Source organism: Subtercola endophyticus (assembly GCF_021044565.1).
In the GTDB taxonomy this organism is placed as follows: domain Bacteria; phylum Actinomycetota; class Actinomycetes; order Actinomycetales; family Microbacteriaceae; genus Subtercola; species Subtercola endophyticus.
In genome coordinates this window covers 1,968,846-1,984,124 of record NZ_CP087997.1, presented here as the reverse complement: position 1 = coordinate 1,984,124, position 15,279 = coordinate 1,968,846, and the positions used below count along the sequence as shown (strand labels likewise).

At 64.9% G+C, this 15,279-nt stretch carries 19 protein-coding genes and 1 tRNA gene; 8 read left to right on the top strand and 12 right to left on the bottom strand.

The features are described 5' to 3' along the window. Window positions 1-14: 14 nt before the first annotated feature. Window positions 15-623 carry a ClpP family protease gene (locus LQ955_RS09295; protein ID WP_231027874.1) on the bottom strand — a complete coding sequence of 203 codons (609 nt, stop codon included), beginning with the start codon at window positions 621-623 and terminating at the stop codon, window positions 15-17. Next, a complete protein-coding gene (locus LQ955_RS09290) occupies window positions 620-1,234 on the bottom strand; it encodes a ClpP family protease (RefSeq protein WP_231027873.1) in 615 nt (204 codons plus the stop codon). Before LQ955_RS09290 ends, LQ955_RS09295 begins: the two co-directional genes overlap by 4 nt. A 150-nt stretch (window positions 1,235-1,384) precedes the next feature. On the opposite strand from LQ955_RS09290, the gene LQ955_RS09285 reads away from it, so the two are divergent. Further along, complete coding sequence (locus tag LQ955_RS09285) at window positions 1,385-1,918, top strand: hypothetical protein (RefSeq protein ID WP_231027872.1); 534 nt, start codon at window positions 1,385-1,387, stop codon at window positions 1,916-1,918. Between the two features lie 222 nt (window positions 1,919-2,140). On the opposite strand, the gene LQ955_RS09280 is transcribed toward LQ955_RS09285, so the two are convergent. Continuing rightward, a complete protein-coding gene (locus LQ955_RS09280; protein WP_390623479.1) occupies window positions 2,141-2,494 on the bottom strand; it encodes a SecDF P1 head subdomain-containing protein in 354 nt (117 codons plus the stop codon). 132 nt (window positions 2,495-2,626) lie between these two features. Next, window positions 2,627-2,851, bottom strand: coding sequence for an RNA-binding S4 domain-containing protein (locus LQ955_RS09275; RefSeq protein ID WP_231027870.1), 225 nt, complete (start codon window positions 2,849-2,851; stop codon window positions 2,627-2,629). A 296-nt stretch (window positions 2,852-3,147) separates the two neighbouring features. On the opposite strand from LQ955_RS09275, the gene LQ955_RS09270 reads away from it, so the two are divergent. Beyond that, window positions 3,148-4,374 (top strand): alpha/beta fold hydrolase, encoded by a 1,227-nt coding sequence (locus LQ955_RS09270; RefSeq protein ID WP_231027869.1) that lies wholly within the window; start codon window positions 3,148-3,150, stop codon window positions 4,372-4,374. Window positions 4,375-4,420: 46 nt separating this feature from the next. On the opposite strand, the gene LQ955_RS09265 is transcribed toward LQ955_RS09270, so the two are convergent. From LQ955_RS09265 to LQ955_RS09255, 3 genes are all read right to left on the bottom strand, one after another. Then, window positions 4,421-4,493 (bottom strand) — tRNA-Arg (locus LQ955_RS09265). A gap of 70 nt (window positions 4,494-4,563) precedes the next feature. After that, entirely contained in the window at window positions 4,564-5,385 is an 822-nt protein-coding gene (locus LQ955_RS09260) for a hypothetical protein (RefSeq protein WP_231027868.1), read from the bottom strand. 79 nt (window positions 5,386-5,464) lie between these two features. Continuing rightward, window positions 5,465-5,695: a hypothetical protein gene (locus LQ955_RS09255; RefSeq protein ID WP_231027867.1), complete on the bottom strand. Its 231-nt coding sequence runs from the start codon at window positions 5,693-5,695 to the stop codon at window positions 5,465-5,467. Window positions 5,696-5,788: 93 nt separating this feature from the next. Between LQ955_RS09255 and msrA the strand changes: the two genes are divergently transcribed. Both msrA and LQ955_RS09245 read left to right on the top strand, forming a co-directional pair. After that, a complete protein-coding gene (gene msrA, locus LQ955_RS09250; protein ID WP_231027866.1) occupies window positions 5,789-6,316 on the top strand; it encodes a peptide-methionine (S)-S-oxide reductase MsrA in 528 nt (175 codons plus the stop codon). Between the two features lie 204 nt (window positions 6,317-6,520). Next, entirely contained in the window at window positions 6,521-7,093 is a 573-nt protein-coding gene (locus LQ955_RS09245; protein WP_231027865.1) for a single-stranded DNA-binding protein, read from the top strand. Window positions 7,094-7,258: 165 nt separating this feature from the next. Here the strand turns inward: LQ955_RS09245 and LQ955_RS09240 are convergent, their stop codons facing one another. After that, window positions 7,259-7,411, bottom strand: coding sequence for a hypothetical protein (locus LQ955_RS09240; protein WP_231027864.1), 153 nt, complete (start codon window positions 7,409-7,411; stop codon window positions 7,259-7,261). 19 nt (window positions 7,412-7,430) lie between these two features. On the opposite strand from LQ955_RS09240, the gene LQ955_RS09235 reads away from it, so the two are divergent. From LQ955_RS09235 to LQ955_RS09225, 3 genes are read left to right on the top strand one after another with little or no spacing between them, the layout of a single operon-like run. Further along, window positions 7,431-7,775, top strand: a complete 345-nt coding sequence (locus LQ955_RS09235; protein ID WP_231027863.1) for a DUF6993 domain-containing protein — start codon at window positions 7,431-7,433, stop codon at window positions 7,773-7,775. A 2-nt stretch (window positions 7,776-7,777) separates the two neighbouring features. Next, entirely contained in the window at window positions 7,778-9,460 is a 1,683-nt protein-coding gene (gene ettA / locus LQ955_RS09230) for an energy-dependent translational throttle protein EttA (RefSeq protein ID WP_231027862.1), read from the top strand. Window positions 9,461-9,480: 20 nt separating this feature from the next. Beyond that, window positions 9,481-10,002, top strand: a complete 522-nt coding sequence (locus LQ955_RS09225; protein ID WP_231027861.1) for an acyl-CoA thioesterase — start codon at window positions 9,481-9,483, stop codon at window positions 10,000-10,002. A gap of 82 nt (window positions 10,003-10,084) precedes the next feature. On the opposite strand, the gene LQ955_RS09220 is transcribed toward LQ955_RS09225, so the two are convergent. Further along, window positions 10,085-10,999: an acyl-CoA thioesterase gene (locus tag LQ955_RS09220; protein WP_231027860.1), complete on the bottom strand. Its 915-nt coding sequence runs from the start codon at window positions 10,997-10,999 to the stop codon at window positions 10,085-10,087. Window positions 11,000-11,077: 78 nt separating this feature from the next. On the opposite strand from LQ955_RS09220, the gene LQ955_RS09215 reads away from it, so the two are divergent. After that, on the top strand, window positions 11,078-11,737 hold the full coding sequence (locus tag LQ955_RS09215) for a hypothetical protein (protein ID WP_231027859.1): 660 nt from the start codon (window positions 11,078-11,080) through the stop codon (window positions 11,735-11,737). A 129-nt stretch (window positions 11,738-11,866) separates the two neighbouring features. Here LQ955_RS09215 and LQ955_RS09210 read toward each other — a convergent pair whose 3' ends face one another. Genes LQ955_RS09210 through LQ955_RS09200 form a run of 3 tightly spaced genes read right to left on the bottom strand, consistent with a single transcriptional unit; the run spans window position 11,867 to window position 15,252 of the window. After that, a complete protein-coding gene (locus LQ955_RS09210; protein ID WP_231027858.1) occupies window positions 11,867-13,597 on the bottom strand; it encodes an FAD-binding dehydrogenase in 1,731 nt (576 codons plus the stop codon). A 36-nt stretch (window positions 13,598-13,633) separates the two neighbouring features. Beyond that, window positions 13,634-14,131 carry a globin gene (locus LQ955_RS09205; protein WP_231027857.1) on the bottom strand — a complete coding sequence of 166 codons (498 nt, stop codon included), beginning with the start codon at window positions 14,129-14,131 and terminating at the stop codon, window positions 13,634-13,636. A 2-nt stretch (window positions 14,132-14,133) separates the two neighbouring features. Continuing rightward, complete coding sequence (locus LQ955_RS09200) at window positions 14,134-15,252, bottom strand: mechanosensitive ion channel family protein (RefSeq protein WP_231027856.1); 1,119 nt, start codon at window positions 15,250-15,252, stop codon at window positions 14,134-14,136. Window positions 15,253-15,279 lie beyond the last annotated feature (27 nt).

The window sequence follows — 15,279 nt, the reverse complement described above, 5'->3', positions numbered from 1 at the left end:
ACCGAAGCGCGCCGTCACATCGTGAGCACCGGTTCGCGGGTCACTGTCACGACCTCGTCGACGAGCCCGTAGTCCCTGGCCGCAGAGGAGCTGAAGACACGGTCGCGGTCGGTGTCCCGGCGCAGCGTTTCGGCGGATTGCCCGGTGTGTGCGCTCAGCACTTCTTCCATGTCCGAGCGAACTCTGACCAGTTCATCCGCCCGCAGAATGAGGTCGGGAATGGTGCCGCGGCCCTGATCGGCGGGCTGATGAAGCACAACCCGCGCGTGACGCAGGGCCGCACGCCGGCCGAGGGCGCCCGCCGCCAGCAATGCGGCACCCGGGCCGATCGCCTCGCCGACGCAGGTCGTGGCGATCGGCGATGTCAGGTACTGCATGGTGTCGTAGATCGCGAGCGCGGCAGAAAGGTCGCCGCCCTCGCAGTTGATGTACATGCTGATCTCCCGCCCCGGCGCGCTTGCCTCGAGGTGCAGCAGCTGTGCGATCAGGGCGTTCGCCACCCCCGCGTCGATAGCCGAGCCGAGATAGACGATGCGCTCGGTCAGGAGGTGGGAGAAGACATCCATAACGCGGTCGCCGCGGGGGCTCTCGCTGACAACGTTCGGAATCGTGTAGCTGCTCACAGCGTCGCCCCGATTCCGACGGGGCGAAAACGACTGGGGCGAACCTGGTCGAAAGAGGTGACAACGTGATCGATGAATCCGTAGTCCATCGCCTCTTCTGCCGAATACCAGCGGTCGTGCAACGAGTCTTCGAAGACTTTCTCGACGGGCTGGCCGGTGTCGTCGGCGATCAGCCCGAGCATCACATCGCGCGTGTAGCGCAGATCGTTTGCCTGCACCTCGACCTCGACGGCAGATCCGCCGATTCCGGCTGAGCCCTGATGCATCAGGATGCGCGCGTGCGGTAACGCGAGCCGTTTACCCTTTGTGCCCGACGTGAGCAGGAACTGCCCAGCCGAACACGCCAACCCCAGCGCGACCGTCGAAACGTCACAGGGAATGACGCGCATAATGTCGCGGATCGCCAGCATCGACGAAACGGAGCCGCCCGGTGAGTGGATCCAGAAGGCGATGTCTTCGCCCGGTTCGCTTGCGGCGAGCGTCATGAGCTGGCTAGCGAGCAGCATGCCGTTGTCGTCGGTGAGTGCGCCGTCGAGCACCACCACCCTGTTGAAAAGCAGCGCGGCCCTGGCCTGGTCGGTGAAAAAGAATCGTGCGTTCTCGTCTGTCATGCCCTCAGCATCGAACAGGGCGGCGGATGATCTCCACCGATCCTGCTTCAGGCAGACCTGCTGAGCGCAGACCTGCTGCTGGCAGACCTGCTGAGCGCAGACCTGCTGTTGGCAGACCTGCTGAGCGCAGATTCCCTACACTGAGGCTCAATGACATCACGCCCGCCTCAACCGAAGCCGACCGGCGCATCGATGCGAGCCGGATGGCTCATCTGGGTAGCAGGCGCGGCGATCGTTGTCATCGGAGTAGTCCTGTGCGCGGCGAGGTATTTCGCATACTCCCGCCTGCCCGTGGTCGAAGACGTCGTCGCTTTGCGGAACGCACTTACCGTGGGCGCCGCATTTCTTGCGGTTGCGCTCGGGGGTGTCTGCGTCGTCTGGGTACGGCGCCGAGTTCAGCTCGGAATCGTGGCCGCCAGCCTGGCGCTGGTGACCATTGTCAGCGGAACGGGAATCCTCAGCCTTGGTCTGGCGAACGACAGCCCTGCCCTCGCATCAGACGGTGACGTGCGGGTTCTCTCGTGGAATATCAACGGCGATCTCGTCACCGCTGAGCGCGTCGCTGCCGTCGCATCTGCGAGCGGCGCGAACAACACACAATGGAACGCCGATCTGCAGTGGGCCGAAACGCAATGCTCATCGCCGAACATCACGAATACCCGTCTTCGCGGGGATGCCGCTTGACCACGTTCTGGCCACACCGACCTGGCGCGCGATCAGTTTCACAGTGATCACTGATCAAGATTCGTCCGGAGCCCGCCACCGGCCCATCTTCGCTGTACTGCGCCGTCAATAGTACGCGACGAGCGTCACCGAACCGATCGAGAATTGCCACATCGCTCGCGGCAACCCACGACGGACTTTCCACAGAATTGATTCGCGACGGACCACGGCAGTACCTCTTGCTCAGCGCCCGAGAATAGCTCCGGTCAGTTCTTTCGCATTGCCGTCTGGCGGCACCATTATCGAAACTTCACGGTTCTCGATGGGTTGCATCACCACAGGGGCGCCGATGATCTTGTCTCCGGCCTTCATGACCAGGCGTGCTGTGCTCCCGGCTTTTACGGCTTGCGTTGTGAGGCTGCTCAGCACAGCACCGCCCTCCTCAGTGAACGTGACCTGCACCAAGCGCTGGCCGTTGCTTTCGACGGCAGTGGCCTCCTCTACGTACGCATCCTCGAAAGCATTCGGAGTCAACACGTTTTCGCCGTTAACGACTACGCACTGCGCGCTCGAACCTGTCTCACACGTCTGGGACACAGCTAATCCGATTTTCGCTCGGCTCGACGAAGACGTTTCGCTGGCAGGAGGTGCGCTCGCGCAAGCGCTCAAGGCCACGGCCGCGAGAACAGTCACAAGAATCCGGGTCGTTCGCAGAATCACCGATTCCCCTCAGTCGCCGACGCGGAACTTGCGCTCAGAGAAACTGACGATATCGCCGAGCTGCAGCTGCCGTCCGCGACGCCGATCGACCTGGCCGTTCACCAACACATGGCCCTCCACGATGGCGTCTTTCACCTGCCCGCCGGAGTCGAGGAGTCCAGCGAACTTCAGGAACTGCCCGAGGCGGATGATGTCTCCACCTATCGGCACGTCTTCGATCGGCGCGTTCGTCATGCCGAAAGGCTAGCCGACCTACCGCCCGCACCTCGCGCACTCACTGGGAGCGGATGCGGCGGGAACTGAACGGCCGCCGACTCGGTCGAGTTCGCTCCGGCCCGCGATCGAACCGCTATCGCCTAGAGAGCCGAAATATGAGCTTCGTACCAAATATAGCTTCAGTGGGAGATATTCACGGGACATCCTGCGGGAAAAGATCGCTCACACGGTCAAGCCCTTCGACGGTGAGAGAAGCTATAAGTCGCAGGCTGATCATTCCTGTGTAGAACGAATACCAACGCAAGGACGGCGTCATGTCGGCCAGGCAGTCATTTGAGCTCACGGAGCACCGGCTTACGGTGCCGCTTGATCACGGAAGTGATGATGGTCGCACGATCGAGATCTTCGCACGGGTGGTCTCGGCGCCCGACGGCCGGGATCGCCCGTTCTTGTTATTCCTTCAGGGCGGCCCGGGACACGAAGCGCCACGCCCTATCGCCCTGCCCGGTACACCGGGATGGCTGGGGCGGGCGCTGCAGGACTATCGCGTCGTCATGCTCGACCAGCGCGGCACGGGGCTCTCGACACCCTACGGTGCGCCAGGGCCCGATCCTGTAGCCGACGCCGAGTGGCTCACGCACTTTCGCGCCGATGCCATCGTGCAGGATGCGGAGTTGTTGCGAAAGCATCTCGGGGCGTCGACGTGGAGCCTGCTCGGCCAGTCGTTCGGTGGATTCTGCTCCTTGCACTACCTCAGCGTCGCCCCCGACAGTCTTCGCGAGGTCTACTTCACGGGCGGGCTGCCGCCGGTGGGGCGCCCCGTCGACGAGGTGTACTCCGTGACGTATGGCCGGATGCGCATCCTCACCGAACGCTTCTACGACCGGTTCCCCGGCGACCGCGAACGTTTCGAAAAGCTGCTCGAGCTCAGCGCGGCGGGAGAACTCCGTACGCCTACAGGGGAGCCGATCTCACCGCGGCTGCTCCGCACCATCGGGCACCAGCTCGGAATGGACGGAGGAGCGGAGCAGCTGCACTATCTTCTCGAACGGGACCCCGCATCATCCGCGTTCCGCTATGACCTCGCTGCCGCGTTTTCGTTCGGGGCTCGAGATCCGCTCTACGCGGTGCTGCACGAGTCGAGTTACACCGACGGCGGCCGCACCCGATGGTCGGCTGAACGAGTAGAGCCCGCAGACTTTCTCGGGGACTCGCTGTTGTTCACGGGCGAGCACCTGTTCTCCTGGCACTTCGACGACATCGCCGAGCTGCGGCCGTACCGCGCGGTAGCAACGATTCTGGCTGAGCATGACTGGCCTCGGTTGTTCGACGCCGATGTACTCTCTTCTGTCGACGTGCCGTGCGCGGCCGCGATCTACGTCGACGACCCTTTCGTCGACCTGGTGTTCTCTGAGGAGACCGCCGACCTCATACCCTCCCTGAAGCGCTGGGTGACCAGCGAGCACCTCCACAACGGGCTCCGCAGTTCGGGTGGCGACGTGCTCGACCGCCTGATCGGTTTGGTGCGCGAACGCTCCTGAGGCCACTCGCGCATCACTCGCGGTAAGAAATTTCGCAGAGCATGAGTGCCCCTGGTAGGAATCGAACCTACGACAAGCGGATTAGAAGGCCGCTGCTCTATCCACTGAGCTACAGAGGCCACTGGGTGACAGAGGCGTCGTGACGATGTTACTACTCGCCCGATGTTCCGCCGGATCGGTCAGCGACGCTCAGCGGCCGACGCCGGCCTCGATCTGACGCTCGACGGCGTCGACATCGGTCAAGACGCGCTGCGTGTCGAGCGCTCCAGCGGGAGCCGCCGGTGCCGTGTAGACCGGCGAATCATAGTGCGGGGCAGCTGGAGCCGCAGGCACGGCTTGGGCGGCGGCGGGGACTGCCGGCGTGGCAACGGGAGCGGGTGCGGCGGCAACGGCAGAGGATGCTGCGACAGCCGTTTGCGCACCCTGCGGGGCCGGAGCGGTGCCGACGTGCTGCTCATGGTGCTGTTGGGCGACCCACGCCTCCTGCTGATCGCGCAGCGCACTCTCCGAGTCGGCGGACTTGGCCTTCCAGCGCTCGACGTCGGCCTGGAAGGCGCGGCGCGAACGGCCCGGGCGATGCTGCCATTCGACGAGTTGGTCGCGGAACTGGATGACGGCCGGCTCGATCTGGTAGCCGAAAGTCGCAGAGTTGCGCTTCATCTCGGCGAGCGAATATGCCGCCCAGTTGGCCGCGAGAGCGGCACCCTTGATAGGAAGCAGACGCACCTGAATGTCAGCCTGCCCCGTTGCCCGGTCGGAGAGCACCTGCTCTTGCGGGGTGAGCGAGTTCCAGACAGACGCTTGTTCGGCGGCATCGACGAGCGCACCGATCGCGGCCACCTTGAGCTCACGGTCGCGGCCCGCGATGAGGCGCTTGATCGACCCGCTGGCTATCCACGCGGCGAGCAAGCCCGCCACGATGATCGAAGCCGCCGGTACCGCGATGCTCGTGATGACGTACGCGCCGCCGTCGGTGTTTGCCCAGTTGAGAAAGTTGCTCCACCATTCCATGCCAGAAGGGTAACCCCGCGTCGATCGATACGCGGCTAAGGCGCCGGGTGTGGCGCGATGCCCGTCTCTGAGCGCCGATTCAGCTGAAACACAGCATCGCATCGTCGATCGACGCGAAATGCCCGAGGCCGACGACCTGGCGAGTGGATGCTACGAGCCGGCGTGCTTCAAAGCGCACCGACTCGAACCGCACCGGCTCGGCACCTTCGATGTAGCCGGCGAGCGTGCCGTCTTCGCGAAGAACCCGCCACAGTGCGGGTCGAACCTGCCGCAACGTGGGAGCAGACGAAGAGCGAGTCGAAGTAGTCATGAGATGCCTCCTGTTCAGTGCGCCGGCCCGGTCGGTTGATGCTCTGAACGATACGAGAGGCCACTGACACCCGCCCCGTCGTAGGGTTGAGGCATGCAAACTTTCGTTCTCGCCGGCGGCTGCTTCTGGTGTCTCGACGCCGTCTATCGCACACTGCACGGCGTCACAGACGTCGTCTCGGGCTACACCGGGGGTCACACCGCTCACCCGAACTATGAAGAGGTGTGCACCGGCACGACCGGGCACGCCGAGGTCGTCGCCGTGACATTCGACCCCGAGATCATTCCGGCAGACGTCATTCTCGACGTGTTCTTCACGTTGCACGACCCCCGGCAGCTGAACCGGCAGGGCAACGACGTTGGCACTCAGTACCGCTCCGCGATGTTCTACACCTCCGACGAACAGAAACGGCTGTTCGAGCAGAGTCTGGTGCGGGCGGCCGACCTCTGGGACGGGCCCGTCGTCACCGACCTCGAGCCACTGACGGAGTTCTTCTCCGCCGAGCAATACCACCAAGACTTTTTCGCCAAGAACCCTGGTCAGGGCTACTGCATGGCCGTCGCCGTTCCCAAGGTGAACAAGGTGCGAAAGAGCTTCGCCCAATACGTTCGGGCCGCCTGAGCGTCGCTGCTCGCGACGTGTGAGATGCGCACGGGCGTGAGCTCCGCACGGTGCGTTATGCACAGTGTGCGGGCAGTGGATGTTCTGCACAGTCTCTCGGCACGTGTGCCCCGACGCTTCGGCGCCGGGGCACACTCGTTTCACCGGGGCCAACGACCCCGCACGACGGCCGCAATGGTGGCCCGAAACGATCAGGAGAACACCGTGCCAGACAACATTTCACTCACCGGCGTCGTGGCGACCGACCCGCGCCACATCACGACGAACGATGGTCTCGATATCACGAGCTTTCGCCTGGCCTCGAGCCAACGCCGATTCGACCGGGCGAAGAACTCCTGGGTCGATGCCGGTACCAACTGGTACACCGTCACGGCATTCCGGCAGCTCGCGGCCAACATGGCTGTGTCGCTGAACAAGGGCGACCGGGTGGTCGCCTCCGGCCGCGTGCGACTGCGCGAATGGTCGAGCGCGGAGAAGAACGGAATGACGATCGAGGTCGAAGCAGAGGCCGTCGGTCACGATCTGTCGTGGGGCAGCGCCAGCTTTTCGAAGTCGATCGCTAGTTCGAGGGGTGCTGGCGGTGCCGGGTTCGAACCCGCCGGTGGTGCGGCGCCCGCCGAGAGCTGGGCGGTTCCGCCGGCTCCGGCGCAGGGCGGTGACTGGGGTGCTCCTGCGCCGGCGACGGCAACAGAGCACTCCGGCGACGGATTCTTGCCCGACGACGAGCGCAGCGGTGACGAAAGCGGGGGCACCGAGAGTGCGGCGGTTGCCTTCTGAACCGGCGCGCGAAATCGCTGCCGTCTATTCCGGTGACGTTCGCGCGACGGCTCACTCAGGTCATTCTGAGGTTTGCTCCGACCCCGCTCGCCTAGACTCGACCCGGAAGCCGGGGGAGACGGCCGCCGAGGCCGGATTCACGAAGAGCGGAGTTTTGATGCCCTTTCACGCCACGCGCTTTCGTGCGACGCGTCGCCGAGCAGCGGTGACTGTGATGGCCGCGGTGTCCGCAGCAGCGATCTCGGTGCTGCTTGCGGCCTGCACGACGGGTTCGACGCCGGCGCCCAGCACGGCGACGACCAGCGCGAGCGTCGCCACGGCGACTCCTAGCCCGACCGTGGCACCGGCTTTCGTGCCAGGCGGTACTGCCGCTGAGAACCTGGCGTATTTCGACTACGTCAACAACCAGACCATCGCACAGGCGTCGGCACAGAACCAGACTGCTGACGGCGTAGCGTTCACCACCGCGCTGCGCTCCGGCGGGTTCGCGGTGACCGACATGCAGGTCACGCCCGACGTCACCACCGTCGGAGTGAAGGCCGACTCGATTCAGTTCTCCGTCGCGATGAAGGGGCAATGCCTCATCGGCCAGTACGGCTTCGGCGCGTACCACAGCCTCATCGCACCCGTGCTCGGAACCGGCAAGTGCCTGGTGGGCGAAACCCGCACAATAGACTGGTAGCCATGGCCGAATACATTTATTCCATGGTGCGCGCCCGCAAGGCCGTGGGCGACAAGCTGATTCTCGACGACGTGACGATGTCGTTCCTGCCCGGAGCGAAGATCGGCGTCGTGGGTCCGAACGGCGCCGGCAAGTCGACCATTCTGAAGATCATGGCGGGCCTCGACACCCCGAGCAATGGCGAGGCCAAGCTCAGCGCGGGGTACACCGTGGGCATCCTGATGCAAGAGCCCGAACTCGACGAGTCGAAGACTGTGCTCGAGAACGTGCAAGAGGGTGTCGGCCCTATCAAGGCCAAGGTCGACCGCTTCAACGAGATCTCGGCAGAGCTGGCCGACCCCGATGCCGATTTTGACAAGCTGCTCGAAGAGATGGGCACGCTGCAAGAGCAGATCGACGCCGAAGACGCGTGGGATCTCGACTCTCAGCTCGAACAGGCGATGGATGCTCTGCGAACCCCGCCCGGTGACGCGAGTGTGAAGAACCTCTCCGGTGGTGAGAAGCGCCGGGTGGCGCTCACGAAGCTGCTGCTGCAGAAGCCCGACCTGCTGCTGCTCGACGAACCCACCAACCACCTCGACGCCGAGAGCGTGCTCTGGCTCGAGCAGCACCTGGCCAAGTACCATGGTGCCGTTCTCGCTGTGACACACGATCGGTACTTTCTCGACCACGTCGCGGAATGGATCGCCGAGGTCGACCGCGGACACCTCTATCCCTACGAAGGCAACTACTCGACCTACCTCGAGAAGAAGCAAGAGCGCCTCATGGTGCAGGGCAAAAAAGACGCCAAGCTCTCCAAGCGTCTTGCTGAAGAACTCGACTGGGTGCGCTCCAACGCCAAGGGCCGCCAGGCGAAGTCGAAAGCGCGCCTGGCCCGCTACGAAGAGATGGTCACAGAAGCTGAGAAGACGCGAAAGCTCGACTTCGAAGAGATCGTGATTCCGGTCGGCCCGCGGCTCGGGTCGCAGGTGATCGACGCCGACAAGCTACACAAGGCGTTCGGTGAACGTGTGCTCATCGACGGCCTCAGCTTCACGCTGCCGCGTAACGGCATCGTCGGTGTCATCGGGCCGAACGGTGTGGGCAAGTCGACGCTGTTCAAGACGATCGTGGGCTTCGAGCCCCTCGACGGCGGAAAACTGACCATCGGCGAAACGGTCGACATCTCCTACGTCGACCAAGATCGTGGTGGCATCGATCCGAAGAAGACGCTGTGGGAGGTCGTCTCCGACGGGCAGGACTACATTCAGGTCGGCAAGACCGAGATCCCTTCTCGTGCCTACGTCTCCACGTTCGGCTTCAAGGGCCCCGATCAGCAAAAGGCGGCAGGTGTGCTCTCCGGTGGCGAGCGAAACCGGCTCAACCTGGCGCTCACCCTGAAGCAGGGCGGCAACCTGTTGCTGCTCGACGAACCGACAAACGACCTCGACGTCGAAACCCTCGGCAGCCTCGAAAACGCCCTTCTCGAGTTTCCCGGCTGCGCCGTGGTCATCACACACGACCGGTGGTTTCTCGACCGCATCGCAACGCATATCCTCGCCTACGAGGGCACCGAAGCGAACCCCGCACAGTGGTACTGGTTCGAGGGCAACTTCGAAGCCTACGAGCAGAACAAAATCGAGCGACTCGGCCCCGATGCGGCGAAGCCGCACCGTTCGGCGTACCGCAAGCTGACACGCGACTAGGGCTGGGGCACGGGCACACGATGAGATTGCACGTTCCCACTCGGCTGCGCTGGTCAGACCTCGACGCATACGGACACGTCAACAACGTTCAGATCACGAGGCTGCTCGAAGAAGCCCGGGTGCACGCCTTCTGGGCGTCAGACGAGCCTGGTGTCTCGCTCGCAACCTCGCAGGGCGGTTCGCCCGAAAGTCGCACCGCGGTCGACAGCGCGAGCATGGCCGTGATCAACGGCGACCTCGGTTCGGCTACCCTCACGCTGGTCGCGCACCAGGAGGTCGAGTACCTCGCTCCGATTCCGTATCTGCGGCAGCCGCTCGACCTGCACCTGTGGATCAGCAAGCTGGGCGGTGCGAGTCTCGAGCTCTGCTACGAGGTGTGGAGTCCCGAGGGTGTGCAGCCGAGCATCCTTTACACCCGCGCTACCACGACGATCGTGCTCGTCGACGCAGAGACGCAGCGCCCGCGACGCATCACCGATACGGAGCGCGAGGCATGGGCTCCCTACATCGAGCCCGAGGTGGTCTTCTCGAAGCGTCGATAGGCCGACGCGATAAGAGGCCGACGCGATAGCCGGCACGACAGGCCGCCGCGGAAGGCCGGAAGACGGCGACCCGCGGCCGTGCCTACCGGGGAACGCGAATCGTGCCCTCCTGGGCGACGGTGGCCAAGAGCACGCCGTCGCGGCTGTACATGCGCCCCGTGGCCAACCCACGGCCGCCCTGCGCGCTCGGCGACTCCTGCACATAGAGAAACCATTCATCGGCTCGCCCCGGCCGATGCCACCACATGGCGTGGTCGAGGCTCGCCGATTTGAGGCCCGGCGTCATCCAGGCGAGACCGTGGCGACGGAATATCGGCTCCAGCAAGGCGTAATCGCTTGCGTAGGCCATGGCAGCCCGATGCAGAATCGGTTCGTCGGGCAGGGGGCGTAACGCCTTCATCCAGATCGCCTGGCGTTCGACGCGCGCCGAATCGGCCGACACATAAATCGGCTGGCCGACGTGCCGAATGTCGAACGGTCTCGCGTAGGCCCAATTTTGAGCAATCGGATGCTCGATGTGACCGAGTGTCTCAGCGATCGACGGCAGTGATTCGGGGTCGGGCACATTGTCTGGCATGTCGATCTGGTGGTCGATGCCCGGGTCGTCGGTCTGGAACGAGGCGATCATCGAGAAGATCGGGAGTCCGTTCTGGTAGGCCTGGGTGCGACGCGTCGAGAACGACCGGCCGTCGTGAATACGATCGACCGAAAAGGTGATGGGCAGCGCGACGTCTCCGGGCCGAAGAAAATACCCGTGCAGCGAATGCGCAGGGCGATCTGTCTCGACCGTGCGGCTCGCCGCGATCAGCGACTGGGCGAGCACCTGGCCACCGAACACGCGCCCGTGCGCCGTCCATTGAGAGGGCCCGGTGAAGATGTCTTCGCTGGTTCGAGCGCCGGTGTCGGTGAGGTCGAGGGCAGCGAGAAGGCCGCCGACCGGGTCTGCGACTGTGGGGCCCTGCGGCGCCGCCGAGGTCTCGATCGCCTCATCGGTCATAGCGTCTCCTTCTCATTACGACAACGGGTGCGCTCAGAATGCGCGCAAGACCCGTTACCTTCTGTAGTTTAGAAGCTGATGGTTCAATCGTTCTCGCTCGTCGACGCTCTCTCGTTAGGAGACCTCAAGGTCTTTCTGGGCAGAGCCGCACGTGTGGGCACCGGTTCGGTGCGATTGATCGGCGGTCAAGGTGTTCTCGCGGTCTACGCTTCTGTGCTCGCACCCAAAGGGCTGCTGGATGATGCACCTACCGTTCTCGGTCTGAGAACATTCGCTCTGACCGACAAGGCACTGGCGTTCGACGAGATCATCTCGATTCGTGCACTGCTCGATCGGCTTGCCCTGCTTTCTGTCGTGGTCAACGGCGAGACGGGGCCCGTCGATATCAGCCTTCCGCCCGCCGAGGGTCTTGCTGCCTGGGCCGGAATCTCACCGCCGCGTGGAGGCTGGAAGAATCTCGGAACGGTCGACGCGGCCGTACTCGAGAAGTCGGCGGGCGACGGCATCTCCGAGGTAGCTGCAGCGCTGCCGCCCGAGACCGGTGAACAGCTGGTTCACAAGGTGCGTTCGGAGGTGTGGGGCCGGGCCATCCCTTCGATCGAACGGCCCACGGCGGCTGGGGCCGCCTTCGCCGCCGTCAGCCTCGGCTTTCTGCGGCACGACGACCCGGTTGCGCTCTACGAGTCGGGCCCCTGGACCCGTCTCACTACGCGCCGCGGCCACGTACTCAGCCGCTGATGCCCCCGCGCCTCGCACTCCGCGCCCGCGCCCTCGCCACCGCTCAGCGATAGCGACGTTTTCGGACGAGATGAGCCGCCGCGGCCGTCGCTCTCGTCCGCAACAGTCGCTCTCGCAGATGGCGCGGCGTCAGAGCGCAGCCGCGACCGCTCGGCCCGCCTGGCGGCCGCTGAAGATGCAGCCGCCCAAGAAGGTGCCCTCGAGCGCACGATAGCCGTGCATCCCGCCGCCGCCGAAGCCGCTGGCCTCGCCCGCTGCGTAGAGCCCTTCGACGGGCTCGCCGTCGGCCCCGAGTGCTCGACCCGCCAGGTCGGTCTCGATTCCGCCGAGCGTCTTGCGCGTGACGATGTGCAGCTTCACCGCGATCAGCGGGCCGGCCGCAGGGTCGAGCAGCTCATGCGGCGAGGCGACACGAATCAGCTTGTCGCCGAGGTAGGTTCGCGCCCCTCGAACCGCGGTGATCTGCAGGTCTTTGCTGAACGGATGCCCGATCTCCCGGTCTCGGCCGCGAATCTCTTTCTCCACCTGCCTGAGGTCGAGAGGGGCATCACCCGAGAGGCGCTGCATTCCCGCCAGAAGCGTGGGCAGATCATCTGCCACCACGAAGTCGACGCCCTTGTCTTTGAACGCCTCGATCGGGCCCGGAGCGCCGGGACCGACCCGCTTAGCCAGCAGCCGCAGGTTCTTGCCGGTGAGATCGGGGTTCTGCTCGCTGCCCGAGAGCGCCAACTCCTTCTCGATGATCTTCTGGGTGAGCACGAACCAGGTGTGGTCGTAGCCGGTCGTGAGAATGTGCTCGAGCGTACCGAGGGTGTCGAATCCAGGAAAGAGCGGCACCGGCAGCCGTTTTCCCGTCGCGTCGAGCCAAAGCGACGACGGGCCCGGCAGAATGCGGATTCCGTGCTGCGGCCACACCGGGTCGAAGTTCGTGATGCCCTCGGTGTAGTGCCACATGCGGTCGGAGTTGATCAAGCGGGCTCCCGCCGCCTCGGTGATGCCGAGCATCCGCCCATCGACGTGCGCGGGCACGCCCGAGAGCATGGATGCCGGCGGTTCACCCAGGCGTTTCGGCCAGTTCTGGCGCACGAGGTCGTGGTTGCCGCCGATGCCACCGCTCGTGACGATCACCGCGCTGGCACGCAGCTCGAACTCACCGACGCTCTCGCGCGAGCTGCTGACGCCGCGGCCTGAGCTCGAGGGCTCGAGGATGACTCCGCGCACGCCCACCACGCGCGTTGCGCCGTGCCTCCCGCCGGCCGCGCTGCTGCTGCCGCCCGCGCTGCGGCCGCTGCCCGCGCCGCTCTCGGCCGCCTCCGTCACGAGTTCGTCAACGCGATGCCGGTGCAGAATCGTGACGAGCCCGTCGCGCACGCCCTGACGAACCCGCGCGACGAACGGCGCGAGCACCCCGGGACCGGTTCCCCACGTGATGTGAAAGCGCGGCACCGAGTTGCCATGCTCGAGTGCGGTGTAACCGCCGCGCTCGGCCCAGCCCACGATGGGAAACCAGCGCACGCCCTGTTCATGCAGCCAGGCGCGCTTCTCTCCGGCGGCGAACTGCAGGTAGGCCTCGGCCCAGAGCCGGGGCCAGCGGTCTTCGGGTCGATCGAAGCCGGCGCTGCCGAACCAATCCTGCCGGGCGAGCTCGAGCGAGTCGTGCACGCCGAGGCGGCGCTGTTCGGGGCTGTCGATGAGAAAGAGGCCGCCGAACGACCACCACGCCTGACCGCCGAACGAGGCGGCGGGTTCTTGCTCGACGATGGTGACGTGCTTGCCCGCCTTCACGAGTTCGGCGGTGGCGACGAGACCGGCGAGGCCGGCGCCGACGACGATGACATCGGTCGTGACTGTGTGGGGCATCGGAAACTTCCTTGTTTCGGGCGAAGAAAAGCGACTCTACTCGTCGAAGGTATTCACCATGGCATGCGCGGCGCGCTCGAGGTAGTCCCAGAGCGTCGCCTCCTGCAACGGGGGCAGCGCCAGAGAAACCACGGCGGCGTGCATGTGCGAGAGCCAGCGGTCACGGGCATCCGGATTCACCTTGAACGGATTGTGCCGCATGCGCAACCGGGGGTGCCCGCGTTCTTGGCTGTAGGTGGTGGGCCCGCCCCAGTACTGCTCGAGAAACCCGGTCAACCGCTGAATGGCGCCCTCGAGATCGTCTTCGGGGTACATCGCTACGAGCACGGGGTCGGCCGCCACGCCGGCGTAGAAGGCGCGCACGAGCCGCTCGAACGTGGCCCGGCCACCGACCTGCTCATAGAACGTGTCACCCGAGCCGAGACCGTCGTCAGACGCCGAGCTACCCGTCGTGGCGGGCTTTGTCGCCGTCGGGATGATCGGAATGAGCGGTATTCCGCTGGGGGCGCCGGGCGCTGTACTGTCGTTCGTCATCGTCAAGCCTTGTCGTCGGTGGGTGAGGATGAAGTGGAGCCGCCCGAGCCCGGTGTCTCGGCCGAGCCGGTAGCCGACGCGGATCCGGTCGCCCGCCCGGCCCTCGCAGACCCCGTCTTGGGCGCGCGCAGCACCTTGGTGGTCGTCGCGGCGTCTCCGGCGACGCCCTCTGTCGTGGTGTTCACCGGCTTCGTTTTCGGCGGCCGTGCTCCGGCAATCGAGTTCGCGCCTTCGAAGCCGGTGAGCACGATGCTGTTGAGCGCCGGCAGCTTCACGCCCATCTCGTCGAGGGCGACCTTCAAGCGCATCCGCAGCTCCCGCGCGACATCGTCTTTGGAGTTGCTGCGCGTCTTCACCACGAGCCGAATCACGAGGGCCTCGGCAGAGATGCTCTCGAGGCCCCAGATCTCGGGCTTCTCGATAATGCGCGAACGCCATTTCGGGTTCGAGGCGAGATCGCTCGCGGTGGCGAGCATGCGCGCCTGCACGGCATCGACATCGGTGTCGTAGGGAATAGCGAGATCGATGATGACGCGCGCCCAGCCCATGGACATGTTGCCCACCCGCAGAATCTCGCCGTTGCGCACGAACCAGAGCGTGCCGTTCACGTCGCGCACGGTGGTGACGCGAATTCCGACGGCCTCGACGACGCCGGTCGCCGGGCCCAGGTCGACGACGTCACCGACTCCGAGTTGGTCTTCGACCACCATGAACAGCCCGTTGAGCATGTCTTTGATGATGTTCTGGGCTCCGAAGCCGAGCGCCGCACCGATGACGCCGGCCGAAGCCACGAGCGCGGTGACCTGAAACTGCAGTTCGCCGAGCACCATGATGAACGCGAAGATCACGATCGCCCAGGTGATGAAGTTCGACAGCACGCTGCCCATGGTGCGAGTGCGCTGAACCACCCTCACCGCCGCGACCGGCGAGGCGAGCAGGGCTTGGGTGTCTTGCGCATCGTGCTTGTTCTTCACGCCCGTGACGATGCGTTTGACGACGCGATCGACCGACTTCAGCAGGATCAGCCGCACGATGATCGCGCCGACGATGATGATGACGATATTGATCAGGTGCTGGTAGGTGCCGTAGAAGTCGCTCAGGTTCTTGAAGAAGTCACTCATATGCGCTCAATGCTAACGAGTGCCGAT

Coding starts and splice junctions, on each gene's coding strand:
- LQ955_RS09290 (WP_231027873.1), bottom strand. CDS start 1,234: ATGACAGACGAGAACGCACGATTCTTTTTCACCGACCAGGCCAGGGCC.
- LQ955_RS09285 (WP_231027872.1), top strand. CDS start 1,385: ATGACATCACGCCCGCCTCAACCGAAGCCGACCGGCGCATCGATGCGA.
- LQ955_RS09275 (WP_231027870.1), bottom strand. CDS start 2,851: ATGACGAACGCGCCGATCGAAGACGTGCCGATAGGTGGAGACATCATC.
- LQ955_RS09270 (WP_231027869.1), top strand. CDS start 3,148: ATGTCGGCCAGGCAGTCATTTGAGCTCACGGAGCACCGGCTTACGGTG.
- LQ955_RS09260 (WP_231027868.1), bottom strand. CDS start 5,385: ATGGAATGGTGGAGCAACTTTCTCAACTGGGCAAACACCGACGGCGGC.
- LQ955_RS09255 (WP_231027867.1), bottom strand. CDS start 5,695: ATGACTACTTCGACTCGCTCTTCGTCTGCTCCCACGTTGCGGCAGGTT.
- msrA (WP_231027866.1), top strand. CDS start 5,789: ATGCAAACTTTCGTTCTCGCCGGCGGCTGCTTCTGGTGTCTCGACGCC.
- ettA (WP_231027862.1), top strand. CDS start 7,778: ATGGCCGAATACATTTATTCCATGGTGCGCGCCCGCAAGGCCGTGGGC.
- LQ955_RS09225 (WP_231027861.1), top strand. CDS start 9,481: ATGAGATTGCACGTTCCCACTCGGCTGCGCTGGTCAGACCTCGACGCA.
- LQ955_RS09220 (WP_231027860.1), bottom strand. CDS start 10,999: ATGACCGATGAGGCGATCGAGACCTCGGCGGCGCCGCAGGGCCCCACA.
- LQ955_RS09215 (WP_231027859.1), top strand. CDS start 11,078: ATGGTTCAATCGTTCTCGCTCGTCGACGCTCTCTCGTTAGGAGACCTC.
- LQ955_RS09210 (WP_231027858.1), bottom strand. CDS start 13,597: ATGCCCCACACAGTCACGACCGATGTCATCGTCGTCGGCGCCGGCCTC.
- LQ955_RS09205 (WP_231027857.1), bottom strand. CDS start 14,131: ATGACGAACGACAGTACAGCGCCCGGCGCCCCCAGCGGAATACCGCTC.
- LQ955_RS09200 (WP_231027856.1), bottom strand. CDS start 15,252: ATGAGTGACTTCTTCAAGAACCTGAGCGACTTCTACGGCACCTACCAG.